Annotated in this window: 16 protein-coding genes; 3 read left to right on the forward strand and 13 right to left on the reverse strand. The window is 46.9% G+C overall.

Annotated features, from left to right (window positions below):
- Positions 1–34 precede the first annotated feature (34 nt).
- The 7 genes from ATB74_RS01045 to ATB74_RS01075 form a co-directional block, all read right to left on the reverse strand.
- Entirely contained in the window at positions 35–1,069 is a 1,035-nt protein-coding gene (locus ATB74_RS01045; RefSeq protein ID WP_061015896.1) for a sensor histidine kinase, read from the reverse strand.
- Positions 1,069–2,361 carry a hypothetical protein gene (locus ATB74_RS01050; RefSeq protein ID WP_061015898.1) on the reverse strand — a complete coding sequence of 431 codons (1,293 nt, stop codon included), beginning with the start codon at positions 2,359–2,361 and terminating at the stop codon, positions 1,069–1,071. Before ATB74_RS01050 ends, ATB74_RS01045 begins: the two co-directional genes overlap by 1 nt.
- Before the next feature lie 9 nt (positions 2,362–2,370).
- Positions 2,371–3,174 carry an outer membrane lipoprotein-sorting protein gene (locus ATB74_RS01055; protein ID WP_061015903.1) on the reverse strand — a complete coding sequence of 268 codons (804 nt, stop codon included), beginning with the start codon at positions 3,172–3,174 and terminating at the stop codon, positions 2,371–2,373.
- Positions 3,167–4,456, reverse strand: coding sequence for an ABC transporter permease (locus ATB74_RS01060; protein ID WP_061015905.1), 1,290 nt, complete (start codon positions 4,454–4,456; stop codon positions 3,167–3,169). Before ATB74_RS01060 ends, ATB74_RS01055 begins: the two co-directional genes overlap by 8 nt.
- Complete coding sequence (locus ATB74_RS01065; RefSeq protein ID WP_061015907.1) at positions 4,444–5,142, reverse strand: ABC transporter ATP-binding protein; 699 nt, start codon at positions 5,140–5,142, stop codon at positions 4,444–4,446. Before ATB74_RS01065 ends, ATB74_RS01060 begins: the two co-directional genes overlap by 13 nt.
- Positions 5,143–5,208: 66 nt before the next feature.
- A complete protein-coding gene (locus tag ATB74_RS01070) occupies positions 5,209–5,889 on the reverse strand; it encodes a hypothetical protein (RefSeq protein ID WP_061015910.1) in 681 nt (226 codons plus the stop codon).
- A 196-nt stretch (positions 5,890–6,085) separates the two neighbouring features.
- Positions 6,086–6,979, reverse strand: a complete 894-nt coding sequence (locus tag ATB74_RS01075) for a LysR family transcriptional regulator (RefSeq protein ID WP_061015912.1) — start codon at positions 6,977–6,979, stop codon at positions 6,086–6,088.
- A gap of 103 nt (positions 6,980–7,082) precedes the next feature.
- Between ATB74_RS01075 and ATB74_RS01080 the strand changes: the two genes are divergently transcribed.
- A complete protein-coding gene (locus tag ATB74_RS01080; protein WP_061015915.1) occupies positions 7,083–7,994 on the forward strand; it encodes a DMT family transporter in 912 nt (303 codons plus the stop codon).
- A gap of 45 nt (positions 7,995–8,039) precedes the next feature.
- Complete coding sequence (locus ATB74_RS01085; protein ID WP_061015917.1) at positions 8,040–8,396, forward strand: nuclear transport factor 2 family protein; 357 nt, start codon at positions 8,040–8,042, stop codon at positions 8,394–8,396.
- A 175-nt stretch (positions 8,397–8,571) separates the two neighbouring features.
- On the opposite strand, the gene ATB74_RS01090 is transcribed toward ATB74_RS01085, so the two are convergent.
- Both ATB74_RS01090 and ATB74_RS01095 read right to left on the reverse strand, forming a co-directional pair.
- The gene (locus ATB74_RS01090; RefSeq protein ID WP_061015918.1) at positions 8,572–9,447 is read right to left on the reverse strand and encodes an NAD(P)-dependent oxidoreductase; all 876 of its coding nucleotides are present in this window, start codon (positions 9,445–9,447) and stop codon (positions 8,572–8,574) included.
- Between the two features lie 12 nt (positions 9,448–9,459).
- A complete protein-coding gene (locus ATB74_RS01095) occupies positions 9,460–10,362 on the reverse strand; it encodes a LysR family transcriptional regulator (protein ID WP_061015920.1) in 903 nt (300 codons plus the stop codon).
- Between the two features lie 85 nt (positions 10,363–10,447).
- Here ATB74_RS01095 and ATB74_RS01100 point away from each other — a divergent pair, with 85 nt between their 5' ends.
- Complete coding sequence (locus ATB74_RS01100; protein WP_061015922.1) at positions 10,448–10,678, forward strand: DUF2798 domain-containing protein; 231 nt, start codon at positions 10,448–10,450, stop codon at positions 10,676–10,678.
- A 173-nt stretch (positions 10,679–10,851) separates the two neighbouring features.
- Here the strand turns inward: ATB74_RS01100 and ATB74_RS01105 are convergent, their stop codons facing one another.
- The 4 genes from ATB74_RS01105 to phhA form a co-directional block, all read right to left on the reverse strand.
- Positions 10,852–11,568, reverse strand: coding sequence for a YebC/PmpR family DNA-binding transcriptional regulator (locus ATB74_RS01105; protein ID WP_017057670.1), 717 nt, complete (start codon positions 11,566–11,568; stop codon positions 10,852–10,854).
- A 96-nt stretch (positions 11,569–11,664) separates the two neighbouring features.
- A complete protein-coding gene (locus ATB74_RS01110; RefSeq protein ID WP_004732615.1) occupies positions 11,665–11,874 on the reverse strand; it encodes a DUF3283 family protein in 210 nt (69 codons plus the stop codon).
- 250 nt (positions 11,875–12,124) lie between these two features.
- Positions 12,125–12,463: a 4a-hydroxytetrahydrobiopterin dehydratase gene (locus tag ATB74_RS01115; protein WP_061015924.1), complete on the reverse strand. Its 339-nt coding sequence runs from the start codon at positions 12,461–12,463 to the stop codon at positions 12,125–12,127.
- Positions 12,453–13,247, reverse strand: a complete 795-nt coding sequence (phhA, locus tag ATB74_RS01120) for a phenylalanine 4-monooxygenase (protein ID WP_060980841.1) — start codon at positions 13,245–13,247, stop codon at positions 12,453–12,455. Before phhA ends, ATB74_RS01115 begins: the two co-directional genes overlap by 11 nt.
- Between the last annotated feature and the right edge of the window lie 39 nt (positions 13,248–13,286).

Consider the following 13,286-nt stretch of genomic DNA (forward strand, 5'->3'; position numbering starts at 1 on the left):
TTCGCCACTGTTCGGTGCTTTCTGGTGTGTAGACCTAGGCAGTTGCGGCAGTCAGCGGTAACAAGATCGTTGACACCACCCCACCTTCAGCGTGTTCAGTAATCGTTAGACTCGCTTTGTCACCATACAGGGTTTCGATTCTTTGACGAATATTACTCAACCCAACACCATTGCCAGTATTCACCGAAGGCGTTTTCAGCCCAGCGCCATTATCAGCCACTTCAACTTTCATCTGATCGGCTTGTTGAACTATGCGGATATTCACTTGGCCACCAGCGGCTTTGGGTTCGATGCCGTGCGTGAGTGCATTCTCGACCAAGGGTTGAATCAAGAACGGTGGAATCACCTGCAAATCGCTAATCTCGTGTGTTTCAATCGAGAACGTCAAACGCTCACCTAATCGTATCTTCTGGATGTTCAGATAGGCGTCTAGCAAATCGACCTCTTGTGCGATGGTCGATTGCTCAGTGCGGCTATTCTTCAGGGTCACACGCAACAAGTCAGTCAATTTTTCAAGCATCAACTTAGCTTTGGCGCTGTCACTCTCAATCAATACATTGATGGTCGCAAGTGTGTTGAACAAGAAGTGCGGCTCAATTTGGCTCTGTAGTTGTTTAAGCTGACTGAGCACCACCACCTTTTCTTGGTCGGCCTGACGACGCTTGGCCACTTCCAATTCGTTATCGGCACGTAACTGCTGCTCTCTGGTGTAGAAATAGTAATAGCAAACCGAACAGAAGATCACACCGAGCAAGACTACGGATTTAAGGTCCGAGATACTGGCCCCGAAATATCCGTTCAACCAATAGTGCGCGTTCAAGGTACCAAAGGTCATCGCGAACACCATTGAGATACCCACTTCAAGCGTTCGGGATGTTCTCTTGAACAACTTAACCAAGATGAAAGAGGAACCCACCGCACTGTAACCAAAGCCAAAACTGATCGCGAGATTGACCACAAGATCGCCGCCCCAAATTGTCTGCGTGGTGATGGCGATGACGAAACAAAACAGAGTGGTCAGCGTGAAGCTCTTAATCCATGAAAACTGACTGTTTGAAGAAGTGTTCATTAAAATCGTCCTTTGATATTTAAAAGAATCATATGACTATCGGGTAAGTTGGCGTAAGCAGAATCACTTTTACCGCCTAGAAAGCGTGCAGCAAGTTCCAAATCCAACGATGAATTGCCATTATCTAAAGCCTGATAGTTGAGCCACTGGGTAGCAATAAAGCCGCCATCTTGTGGAGACAACATGACGTCGAATGTCGGCGTGATATCTTCAAGCCAGCCATGTGTTGAATCCAATGACCAGTGGAACATGATGTTGTGTTGAACCAAGTTGGCATGCTGATAGCCTTGTGCGTAAGAACCGGCCAGTGATGCTGTCATTGGATTAAGAGACAAAGACTCTGCACTCTCCATCGCACTTTGCCACTCAGAATTGCTCCAGGCGCGGCTATCAAACCAGTATTCCAACACCACATTGTGGCCAGTATCATTGGCCCATGTTAATCCTGCCAACACTTGATATGCCTCGCCCTGCTCTTCAAGATAAACTGGTTTAAACATTGAATCAGGCTGGCTGTAGCCAAGACTTTGTCGTTGATAGACCACCGAGCCATGAAACTCCCACGCGAGGTTTAATACCGACACTAGACTCGCTCCAAGCAAGCCGTGGCGTACATCGTCGTAATAAGCGACCCATTGATATTCGTGGTCACCAATCAAATTGTAGCGACGTAAGCCAATACCTTGTTGCTGGTTCTGCTTTTCAAACTCATTCACATCTTGCGAAGTCCATGATGAATCACTGTAAAGCAGTGTCCATTCTCCCGTCATATCGAACAGTGACGCCGAAGCCACACCCGCGCCCTCTTCTGCAACAATACCTACTGGGTTTTGTCGATAAGGCTTGATGATGTCTAACGGTCGGTAACCATAACCGACACCCCAATCGAGGCGAACCTTGCCAAGTGTCACATCAAGATAGTGGTCACCGAACGCTGAATTAGACAGTTCAACACCACCTTGCCAAAACAGCTCACGCACAATGAATTCCGATTCAAAGCTCGCCTCTTGCCCTTGAGGGGTGTTGTTCAAAATATCATTGGCTTTCACTGCAAACAGGCCAAGCCAATTGCTGTATCCAACTTCAAGATCCAGCAAGCCATTGAACGACTGACGATTATTAGATGCTAAAGGGCTGAATGGCGACTCTCGCGATTCAACGGCTTCTGCACTGAGTTGCCAATCCCACGCCAAGCTCAGGTCGTCCGCTTGAACTGTGTGACTCACACAAGACAAGGCAAGTAAAGTAGCGATTGAAGACTTGATGTGGAGTCGGCGATTGGAAGCTTTCATGACGCTCACCTAAAGCCCAGACACGCTGTTACGCGATAAGTAAGCAGGGTTGTAATACTTGTCTTCCAAGCTTTGCTCAGTCACTTCGCGATACTCAATTACAGTTTTCTTGCTTGGTTGAATCTTATCGAGCAAGGTCATCGACACCACTGTGGGTAATCCATCACGTACGCCTTCAGTAAACCAAGCTTGTTTCGCCAGCTTTCCTGAACGCAGATAAAGATCCGCTTTAACTGGAAACGCTCGGTCTGCCGTTAACCACAGATCAATCGATTGATAGCTGGCACCCTTGGTTTTCGCCGTTAGTTTTAGATGATAAGTATCAAGTGTCTCACCAGTCGGCCTCTCAACCTGTTGCTCGGCAACCCACTCACCTTGGTAGTCTTCGCTCCACGTTAGCGTCGAGATGTCCCCTACTGAGGCTTCACCCAATAGCTTTTGCATTGGTGTGATACGAATCGGACGGCGTGACTTTGGCATCAGCAGCCAATAGTTATCTTCAATCATCAGCATCTTTTGCCCAGCCTCAACAGCTGATTTAAAGACCACTAGCGACTCTCGGTTTGGTCTTGTATAGACGTTGTATTCACGGGTTTTGTCCAGTTGCTCGTCTTGATACAGCGCCACCAGAGACACTACCTTAGACGCTTGGGCGCTATTCAATCGGTAACTATCCGCCTTGGCGATCATCTCTATTACTTGTTGTGAATCGACTGCCCAGCTCGGTGCCGATACTAGAACCAAAGCCAAAACAGAGCCCAACGCGAAAGCCAAACCCAAGGTATTGAATGAACGAGTTATTAAGTTACACATAAACCAGTGCCTCCGTGATTGGCTTATTCACGCCTTTGCGAGCAGAGAAATAAGCAGCCAGCAAACATATCGTCAGCACACCTAAAGTGGCGTAACCAACCAATTCCAATGAGAAGTAAATGTTGAGTGGGTAACCTTCGGTTCGACCCGGAGGTGGTGGCATTTGTATATCAACCACCAGTAATAACAGCGACACCAAACCACTCACTAACGCGCCGATCGCGCTGCCAATCAGTGCCAGCAAACCCGCCTCTTTTAAGAAGCCTGCCACGATTTCAGAAGGGTAACTGCCGAGTGCCGACAAGGTGCCAATTTCACGAGTGCGTTCCGTCACCGACATGGTCATAGTATTAAACAGCGACACGAACACCACCAACGCCATCACTGCGCCCATGATGCCGAAGATACGGTCGTAAAGGTCTTTAACCTTGGTGTAGAAAAACGCGCGATCTTGCCATGGGGTGATCTCTATTTCGGGAGCTTGTGGATCGCTTTGTCTATTCAGTAACACTTCGATGCGTTGCTGCACGATCGATGTCTTGCTGGTTTCGAAAAGGAACACCGACAAGGTGCTGACTTTGTCTGAGGCCAAAAGCTCTTGGGCTGTGGTGATGTGGACGTACAGCTGACGTTTGTCTAGCTCAGGAACCCCAGTCGAGTAGATGCCTTGCACCTTAAAATCAAAAGCATTCAAAGCACCGTCACTGGTGGTGGCGAGCAGCGTTACCCAATCGCCAACCGCAACTTTGAGGTTACGAGCAAGGTCAGTTCCCAGCATCACTTGTGGCTCTTGGTTGTCGTATCTTGGGGATTTCACATCCGACAGGGTTTGCCCACTGCGCACATCAAGGAATGGACCTTTCATGTCGAACTCACGCTCATTAACACCCGTTCCCATAAAGATGGTCGACTTACTGCCGTTAGACACCAAACCGCTGAAATAGACTCGCGGCTGCACACCACGCACGTCACTATCGCCAATAATGCTCTTGGTTAGCGCTTGAACGTTGTCCAGACCATTGCTCAGCGGCATGTCTTCGTCTTGCTCAAAATATCCCGGCGTGCTCAAAGTAAGATGACCAGTATCTCGCGCTGTCGATTCACGCAGAGATTCATAGGTGTAAAGCCCATAGCCGCCCGCACTGGTCAGCGCAAATACCGCAATCGCGATGATCAATACCGAAAGCAGGCTGCGTCGACCGTTTCTTAATAAATTAAGCCACGCCAAACGCACCGAAGTTGGAAGTAAAAACGTGCTCATTCTTTGCGTTAACTTGCCCATGAGATCGCCTCCGTAGTTGCGGCTTGTGGAGCGAGTTTTCCATCGATTAACTCAATCACTCTGTCGCAACGCTGCGCCATTCTTGGATCATGCGTTGCGACAATAAAGGTGGTGCCCATCTCGTGGCCGAGCTCTTTCATAATGTCGATCACAAGGTTGGCAGTGTGGCTGTCTAAGCTGGCAGTCGGCTCATCGGCAATCACTAGGCTTGGGTTGTGGATTAACGCTCTGGCAATCGCGACACGTTGCTGCTGACCACCTGAAAGGTTGTCTGGGCGGTGATGAACGTAATCCCCCAAACCAACGCGCTCCAGCATATGTAGTGCTCTGCTCTGTTGTTCTTGCTTCGTGCATTGGTTCAACATCAATGGATATGCGACGTTCTCAAGCGCCGTCATCACCGGAACAAGATTGAAGCGCTGAAACACAAAACCCAACGACTGACGACGAAAGCGCGCAGCGGAAATTTGCTCTGTTGGATACGCTTTGCCATCAATGTTTATCTCACCTCGATAGTCCATATCCAACAAACCTAGGATGTTCAACAGTGTACTTTTCCCCGATCCCGACGGGCCGCACAACGCCACCATTTCACCGCGCTGGATATGTCCATCGACCCCGTTTAATGCATCAACACGTTGACCGCCAGTGACATATGCTTTGCCGATATCTTTAAATTCAATCATTCCTTTGTCCTCCACTGACCCATCATTCTTAAGCGTTCGCAGTTGTTAATGAGCTTTAGTAAACCGCTATTTGGCTTTCGCTATTAGGGCTTTAGCTGTCATTGTCTCGATGTTTCCGGCATCGGTGCTTTCCATTTTTTCAAGCCACACCTGTGCTTGCTCGAAGTCTTCAGCACGAATCGATGCGGTAATGGCATAACGGTAAATCCACGAGGTTGCAGCGAAATGCTGTTGCTGGAAATCATCTTCCGCGAGTAACGAGAGGAACAGGTCATAACCGCGATCAAAGTGGTTAAACATGTCTGGCAGAGAGGTGTAAGTCACTGCAGCCATGGCGCGAGTCAGGTAAGAATCTGGCAGCCCTTGAACACGAGGTTGCTCATGAATCGGCTGGTCTTCGTCTTTAAGCAGCACCAATGATTTATCAATGGTCGATAAACCCTTTTCGACATACTTCATCTTGTTCCAAGGTAAGAACGCATCACGGCCCATCAGAGTTTCTGTGCTACCTAGGTAAACCAAAGTCAGTGGCGTGGCACCGTCTTGTTGCAACGTGTCATTAAGGCGTTCGTAAGCCACTTCAACTAGGTCTTCATTGCCTTGCGCCGCTTGGTTGTAGATATCAAGCACGTCTGAACTTGGATTAGCTAGCACCAAAGTGGGTGTAAATGAAACAAGTGCAATCAGTAATGAACGCTTAAGCTGAGAGGTGGTAGAGTTTGAATTAAATAAGTGTGAAATAGTCATGATTTCTAATCCCTTTCAAATGTTGACGTTGAAAGGTTAACTAGAAATTGTCGTGCAATTTTATCAATGCGACGAATGGTAATAACAAGGAGTGAATGGTTGAGTCGGGGCGTGAGTGGTGGGAACAAAAAGCACAAGTAGTGAAAAGATAAAAAGGCTAGGTACGCCTAAAGCCTCTTATCAACTTCGTAAACTTTCAGCGATCATTGAGCGAAGCTGCAAGGAAATCGATGAACAGTCGTAGTTTGAGTGGCATTGGATCTCGCTCAGGAAACAATGCATAGACATTCTTCTCTGGCATCAGATAGTTAGGTAGCAAGGGCAGCAATTTCCCAGACTGAATAGGCGCATTGGCAATAAAGTCGGGAAGCCTAGCGATCCCAAGCCCTGCCATGGTCGCACACAGTAATGCTTCGCTGTTGTTGACTCGGTAATTGCCTTTCACTACAACACTGGTCACCTGATCTTGGTGACCAAAAAACCACTCGGTACTCTCAGATGTATGACGATAGAGCAAAGCGTTGTGTGCACTGAGTTCGCAGACCTCGGTTGGCATGGACAAACCATTCTCATCAAAATACGTAGGCGAGGCGCAGATAACGCTACGGACGCTGGTTAACCGCTTCGCCACTAAACTCGAGTCATTTAAATCCCCAGCTCGAATCGTGACGTCGAATCCTCCTTCGACAATATCGACGTAACCATCATCCATCGTCATGTCGATGTGAATATGAGGATAACGTTTGAGAAATTGTGGGATGAGAGGGGCTAATATCAGACGACCAAAAGACATTGGTGCACTAACCCGCAATGTGCCAATTGCCTGATGTTGCTGACTGGTTGCAGCATCTTCAGCTTTTTGCAGCCAATAATTGGCTTTGGTGAGGTGATCGTAAAACTGCTCACCAGATTCAGTAAGCGATACTTGGCGTGTAGTACGATGCAGCAAACGCACTCCAAGGCTCGACTCCAGTTGGATCACCCGTTTGTTGACCGCCGAACGTGACACGCCCAGTTCACGCGCTGCGCCCGAAAAGCTCGATTGTTTTACCACCGCAAGGAAATAGGGAATAGCGTCTAAGTGCTGCATGATTGTCGCCAATTTGGATACAGTATGGAGAGTGTAGAGCCTATTCTCTAATCAATCTAGGTCTATTATGCTGATTTCATCGACTTCAACAATAGAGTAAGACATGAAATCACTGATAAAACCGGCAGCGGCAAAAAGGCACATTAATGGTATCGGTCGACAATTCCAGTCTCCGCTATACGTGGTCAGCATTGGCAGTCTTGTCGCCGTGAATTTTGCGTTAGCCAAATATGCTGTGACCATTGGCATTCCACCGATTGATGTCGCGATTATACCGATGGCAGGTGCAGCTATATTGTTGATGACGTTATTGGTTATGCGAGGTCAGCTCAACCGAACGGCATTGGTGCATTACCGTTATTATCTTTGGGCTGGTTTACTGGGCGTCGCAATTCCTAATCTAGCGTCAACCTATGCCCTACAATCTCTCAATACCAGTACGTTCAGTGTACTCGTCACTTTGTCGCCCATCTTTACCTTGTTATTCACCTTACCTTTTCGAGGCTCCTCGTTAACCTGGCGAAAAGTACTCGGGATCATGGTTGGGGTCGTTGCCGCACTCTCTGTGACTTTGTCACCACAAATGAACACGTCATCTCCTTGGTCAGCGCTGGCCATTGCGCTACTCGTACCCATATTTTTGGCTGCTGGCAATATCTATCGTAGTCGCGCGTTCCCCCCTCTTGCCAATCCAATTGTTCTAGCTGCTGGCATGCTGACACTTCAGAGCATGATATGGCTTCCGTTTACTCATGCGGTCGATGGTGAATTCATTCCAAACGGAACTGGCGTACTCGCGCTCATGGCAAGCTTATCAGCACTCAGTTATTTACTGACGTTTCGTTTTCAGCGAATCACCGATGGGCTGGGCTTTAGCCAAGTGGGAAATGTGGTGACCGTCGTCGGCGTTTCCATTGGGATCACGTGGTATGGCGAGCCATTAACGCTGCAATTGATCGCAGCCGTAATACTGTTGTTGATAAGCCTGTACTTATTTAATCACGCTAAATCTTAATCTCGTTCAAATCCAAATTAGTTCAAATTCAAAGGAGCAACTGCTATGTCACCATTAATCGAACAGACAAAACATCTATATCAAATCGTCGACCAAAAGGATGTCCACGCCCTAATGGCACTACTGCATGATGACGTGTCGTTTCATTTTTCGAACGCCGCACCAGTAGTAGGAAAGCCAGCTGTCGAAGCGGTCAACGCAGCGTTCTTTGGATCAATTGAATCAATGACGCATACGTTTTCTGGAATCTACGTAAACGATAATACTGTTGCATGTGAGGGGCAAGTTGACTATGTGCGCCTGAATGGCAGCACCTATGCCGCTAAGTTCGCGACTTTCTTATCTTTCAATCAGGGGTTGATACATCAATATAAAATCTTTGCGGATGTCTCTGAATTATAATGCCGGCAAACTTTAAGTAAGCATGTTTGCCCAATTGAGAGCCTCAGAGCTAGCAATTTGCCTATTCTTCTATACGAAGACTGGGAATTCACCAAAGCACAACCCAAACAAAAATAGCCGCTAATCAGCGGCTATTTTTAGTTATCTAAACGAAGTTTCTATTACTTCGATCTTTCTACTTCTTTGTCTCTTCAACCACGGCTTTCATCAATACTGATGTATCCATGCGGCCTTGTCCTTCGGCAGACAGTGCCTTGTATGCGTTGTTGGTCTTTTCCGTCAAAGGAAGTTGGATGCCTTGGCGTTCTGCTTCATCTAAGCAGAATCCTAAGTCTTTGATCATCCAATCAATTGCGAAGCCAAAATCGAACTTGTCTTGCGCCATTGTGGTCGCGCGATTTTCCATCTGCCATGAACCAGCTGCGCCGTTTTTAAGGCAATCAACCAGAGTTGGGATATCCAAACCTGATTTCTCTGCAAGTACTAAGCCTTCAGAAAGACCATTCAATACACCTGCAATGCAGATCTGGTTAACCATTTTCGCACGTTGGCCTTGGCCGACTTTACCCATCAGAACTGACGATTTACCGTAAGCTTTGAACACAGGTTGAAGATCATTAAAAAGCGCTTGTTCGCCGCCACACATAATGGTTAGCACGCCATTTTCTGCGCCCGCTTGGCCACCAGATACTGGTGCATCCATAAAGCGAACACCTGCTTGCTTCGCAGCTACTTCAAGCTCTTCAGAAAGAACTGCAGATGTTGTGGTGTGATCGACAAGAATCGCGTTTGGCTTCATTGCAGCCAGTGCGCCTGCTTCACTGGTTGTCATGCTGCGCACGTCGTCATCGTTACCTACACAAACCAAAACCACGTCAGCTTCAGCGACACATTCAGCCACAGATTCTGCCGCTTTACCTTGGTGTTTATCAGCCCAGTCTAGCGCTTTGCTGTGAGTACGGTTAAATACCGTTACTTCGAAACCGGCTTTGACTAGGTGACCTGCCATTGGGAAACCCATAACGCCTAGCCCTATAAAACTTACTTTCATTTCTTTCTCCTTTTATTTGACCAAACCATCGCTATGAAAAGATCGAACACTCTCAATCAATGCATCAATAAGCAGGGTCAAAGCCTTTGGCTGATATTTTCTTTCTTTGTACACTAAATATGCTTGGCGATCACCCCGATGATATTCAGGCAGCACTTGAATCAAATTCATGTCTGGGGAGACATGACGAAAAGGCAATGAAGCAAGCCCCAAGCCTTTTTGTGCCGCGGCTGCCACCGCATGAATATCGTTGACAATAAACTTAGGTTTAATCGTGATCATCTGCTCTAAGCTGTCGGACTTGTAGAGCGGCATATCAAACACATCATCGACGTTAATCCAATCTTGAAGCTCTAGGTCGTCCGGCTTTTCTATTGTTTCACGCGAATCTAAGTATTCCCGACTCGCGAAAAATCCGTGTTTGGCTTTGAAAAGTGGTCGAGCAATCATGCCTTCCATATCCGAGATCTTAAATGTGATCAGTAAGTCACGATCGGTCTGTGGAATAAGCTGCTGCTGGCTCAGGGTTAGGTCGAGCTGAACGTTTGGATATTCAGTGAGGAATTGCTCTACCGTCGACCGTAGAAAGCCACTGTAGAAGTTATGAGGCACGGCGAGCTTTATCTTACCTTGGATAGCGTCACGCTCTTCCAGCAAGCTATTAAAGCCTTGATGGATAGACTCCATGCCGCTGCTCAGTGCAGAAAAAGCCGCCTCACCGTCTTTGGTGGCCACCAGCTCACGACCTTTCTTTTCTAAAAGTCGGATATTGAGGCGATCTTCCAATGCAGTTAACCGACGCGACATTGTCGACACAGGCAATTGGAGCCGTTTCGAAGCCGATAGCAAAGAGCCCTCTTCAACCACTGCACAGAATAAGAACAGATCATCAATGTTTCCAAATATGGAATTCATACTTCTACATGTGCCTATTTTTCTCATTAATGGATAGATATAACCTTATCCCATCAATAACAGAAAATCACGGGAGAAGCACAGTATGAACAACAAGCAATTTTGGGTAACCGCGATTTTATCTTCACTGACCATGGCGACCATCATGTCTGGGTTGATTTCTGGCTACAAAATGGGATTCAGCCCCGAGTGGCCGCCAATCTGGATGCAAAGCTTTTTCATTGCTTGGCCGTGTGCCATCACGCTCAACCTCACCGTGCTCCCTTTGATTAGGAAACTATCAGCATGGATCTGTCGCCCGAGAACGCTTTGTTAATTTATAGATCATGGAACGATGATCAAGGGAAGAAAGGGGTAATGCGACTGACAATACTCTTCTTTAGAAACATACAGACCATTTTGCAATACGCTCCTCTAACCTTTTAGTTATATCCATAAAAAAACCGAGCACTAGGCTCGGTTTTTTAATAACTGTTGTTACTGTAAAGATTACAGCTCAGCGTTGTGGTAAACCTGCTGAACATCATCACAGTCGTCAAGCATGTCTAAGAACTTCTGGAACTTCTCAGAATCTTCTTCAGCTACTGGCGTAGTCGTTTGAGGAACGAAAGTGATTTCCTCAACGTCTAGAGTTAGCTCTGGGAACGCAGTGTTTAGTGCAGTCTTCGTTTTGAAGAACTCAGTCGTTGGAGCGAATACAGTGATAACACCGTCTTCTAGCTCAACGTCAGTCACGTCTACGTCTTCCATCATTAGCGTTTCTAGAATGATCTCGTCATCTTCGCCTTTGAACTGGAATACAGCTTGGTGAGCGAACATGTGAGAAACAGTACCTTCAACACCGATTTTCGCGCCAGTCTTAACGAAACATTGGCGAACGTCTTGGAAAGTACGGTTGCCGTTGTCAGTTAGACAGTCAACGATTACGCTTGTGCCACCTGGGCCAAAACCTTCGTAACGAGCTGGTTGGAAGTCTTCACCGCCGCCGCCGTTCGCTTTATCGATCGCTTTGTCGATAACGTGAGCTGGTACTTGGTCTTTCTTCGCTTTAGCAATCAGGTGCTTAAGAGGTAGGTTCATGTCTGGGTCAGAGCTGCCGTTCTTAGCCAGTACGTAAATCTCTTTACCGTATTTAGAATAAACTTTAATTTTTGCGCCTGCAGTTTTCGCCATTGAGGCCTTGCGCACTTCAAAACTTCTTCCCATCGGGATCTTCTCTCTGATTCAATTAACGGTGCAAATTCTAGCAAATTACTGTGTCATTTCAATTCTACAGCACTGCTGGGCAAGGTTTGTCTGCGTTTATGCGACACCCATTACCCGTTTGTATTTTTCTACAGACTGATCAAACCAAGCCTTTTCTTCTGGGTCACCTAGCTTCATTGCTTCTTCAACAATGGCTTCAGGGCCACATTTCGCTTGCTTCAGTTTCCATACAAGAAACGATGCTTGCTTATCCAGTTCGATTTTATTTTTCTCGCTGGGTGGAAGGAGTGAAAGGTTGATAGACATTGCTAGCCTTCGTCTGTAATACACTTGGCCGAGAAATATATCATAGAGCAGCCTCATAAAACCAATACTATGAGTAACAGAAAGGGTTTATGAGACCCGAAACCAAGCAAGTCGCTGATGCAGGTCAAGCTAGTTTGAGAGAAGTTGCGCCCCATGATGAGAAAGTGTGACGTATTCGACTCACCTAATGAGCCGAATAATGAGGTAATCACATCACTAAGGTTGCAGGAGTAACCCCTAACCTACAAAACTACTCACTCGCGGCAAACACATCGCAACGTGAGGCGCAGATGAAGTCATTCTTGTGCAGGCCTTTAATTGAATGGCTCCACCAAGTGACGGTGACTTTGCCCCACTCCAATAAGATCGAAGGGTGATGGAACTCTTCTTCTGCCAACTCTGACACTTTGTTGCTGAATACCCATGCTTGTTTGTAGTTCTTAAACTTAAACACCTTCTCAAGCTGCGGGATGCCGTCTCTTTCCATGATCTGCCAATCAGACAACTCCAACAGTAAAGATTGTTGCTCATCTTTACTGAGTGCAATCGCATCGATACTGCAGGCTTCGCATTTTTGTTCATTCAACATGTGTCGGTTCCTTGGGTTCAAAAAGTGGTGGTAGTAACCCCGCGTCTATGGCGAGATCAGCTTGCTGTAATAGGTTTTCCTGACTGATGTTGAAGAGCTCAGATAGCTCGTCGATTACATAATATTTCGGCTGCATGATGTCGATTCGATAAGGCGTTCTTAACACCGTTTGAAGATCGAACCGCTCACGAACCACCAAATCACCGCCCAATGCGTACATGGTTTCCGCCGGAGACGAAAGAATGCCACCGCCATAGATTTTCAGTTGTTGGCCTTCTTTTACTAAACCGAACTCGACCGTAAACCAATACAAACGGGCCAGATAAGCACGCTGTTTGGATGTCGCCGCTTGGCCTAGTTTTCCATAATGCTCAGTGAATGCTGCGAAATCAGAATTAGTGAGCATGGCACAGTGGCCGAAAATTTCATGAAAGAAATCAGGTTCTTGTAAGTAATCGAACTCGTCTCGCGTTCTCAAAAATGTCGCAACCGGGAATTTCTTATTGGCGAGCAAATCAAAGAATCGGTCGAAATCGATCAATGCAGGCACAGGTTGAACTTGCCAACCTGTTGTTTCCATTAGCACTTTGTTTATCTCTGGAAGCTGGGGAACTCTGTCTAATGGCAGATCCAGCAGGGTCAAACCGTGCAAATAAGCATCGCATGCGCGGTCATTAATGACGTCCAGTTGCCTTTTCACTAAGTCATGCCAAATGGCGTCTTCTTCGAGGCTCCACTCAACCCATCCCTCTTGGCTCACGGGCTTAGAATGATATTGAGTCATTACACACCTCCTTTCGAATGTCTCACTTTAAGCCTATCT

Origin of the sequence: Vibrio splendidus, from assembly GCF_001557875.1 — a bacterium.
Lineage (GTDB): Bacteria > Pseudomonadota > Gammaproteobacteria > Enterobacterales > Vibrionaceae > Vibrio > Vibrio splendidus_F.

Bases quoted from the DNA above. Each gene is read 5' to 3' on its own strand.
- ATB74_RS01055 (WP_061015903.1), bottom strand. From the start codon at position 3,174: ATGTGTAACTTAATAACTCGTTCATTCAATACCTTGGGTTTGGCTTTC.
- ATB74_RS01095 (WP_061015920.1), bottom strand. From the start codon at position 10,362: ATGAATTCCATATTTGGAAACATTGATGATCTGTTCTTATTCTGTGCA.
- phhA (WP_060980841.1), bottom strand. From the start codon at position 13,247: ATGACTCAATATCATTCTAAGCCCGTGAGCCAAGAGGGATGGGTTGAG.
- ATB74_RS01085 (WP_061015917.1), top strand. From the start codon at position 8,040: ATGTCACCATTAATCGAACAGACAAAACATCTATATCAAATCGTCGAC.
- ATB74_RS01105 (WP_017057670.1), bottom strand. From the start codon at position 11,568: ATGGGAAGAAGTTTTGAAGTGCGCAAGGCCTCAATGGCGAAAACTGCA.
- ATB74_RS01115 (WP_061015924.1), bottom strand. From the start codon at position 12,463: ATGTTGAATGAACAAAAATGCGAAGCCTGCAGTATCGATGCGATTGCA.
- ATB74_RS01100 (WP_061015922.1), top strand. From the start codon at position 10,448: ATGAACAACAAGCAATTTTGGGTAACCGCGATTTTATCTTCACTGACC.
- ATB74_RS01065 (WP_061015907.1), bottom strand. From the start codon at position 5,142: ATGATTGAATTTAAAGATATCGGCAAAGCATATGTCACTGGCGGTCAA.
- ATB74_RS01045 (WP_061015896.1), bottom strand. From the start codon at position 1,069: ATGAACACTTCTTCAAACAGTCAGTTTTCATGGATTAAGAGCTTCACG.
- ATB74_RS01075 (WP_061015912.1), bottom strand. From the start codon at position 6,979: ATGCAGCACTTAGACGCTATTCCCTATTTCCTTGCGGTGGTAAAACAA.
- ATB74_RS01070 (WP_061015910.1), bottom strand. From the start codon at position 5,889: ATGACTATTTCACACTTATTTAATTCAAACTCTACCACCTCTCAGCTT.
- ATB74_RS01090 (WP_061015918.1), bottom strand. From the start codon at position 9,447: ATGAAAGTAAGTTTTATAGGGCTAGGCGTTATGGGTTTCCCAATGGCA.
- ATB74_RS01080 (WP_061015915.1), top strand. From the start codon at position 7,083: ATGAAATCACTGATAAAACCGGCAGCGGCAAAAAGGCACATTAATGGT.
- ATB74_RS01110 (WP_004732615.1), bottom strand. From the start codon at position 11,874: ATGTCTATCAACCTTTCACTCCTTCCACCCAGCGAGAAAAATAAAATC.
- ATB74_RS01060 (WP_061015905.1), bottom strand. From the start codon at position 4,456: ATGGGCAAGTTAACGCAAAGAATGAGCACGTTTTTACTTCCAACTTCG.
- ATB74_RS01050 (WP_061015898.1), bottom strand. From the start codon at position 2,361: ATGAAAGCTTCCAATCGCCGACTCCACATCAAGTCTTCAATCGCTACT.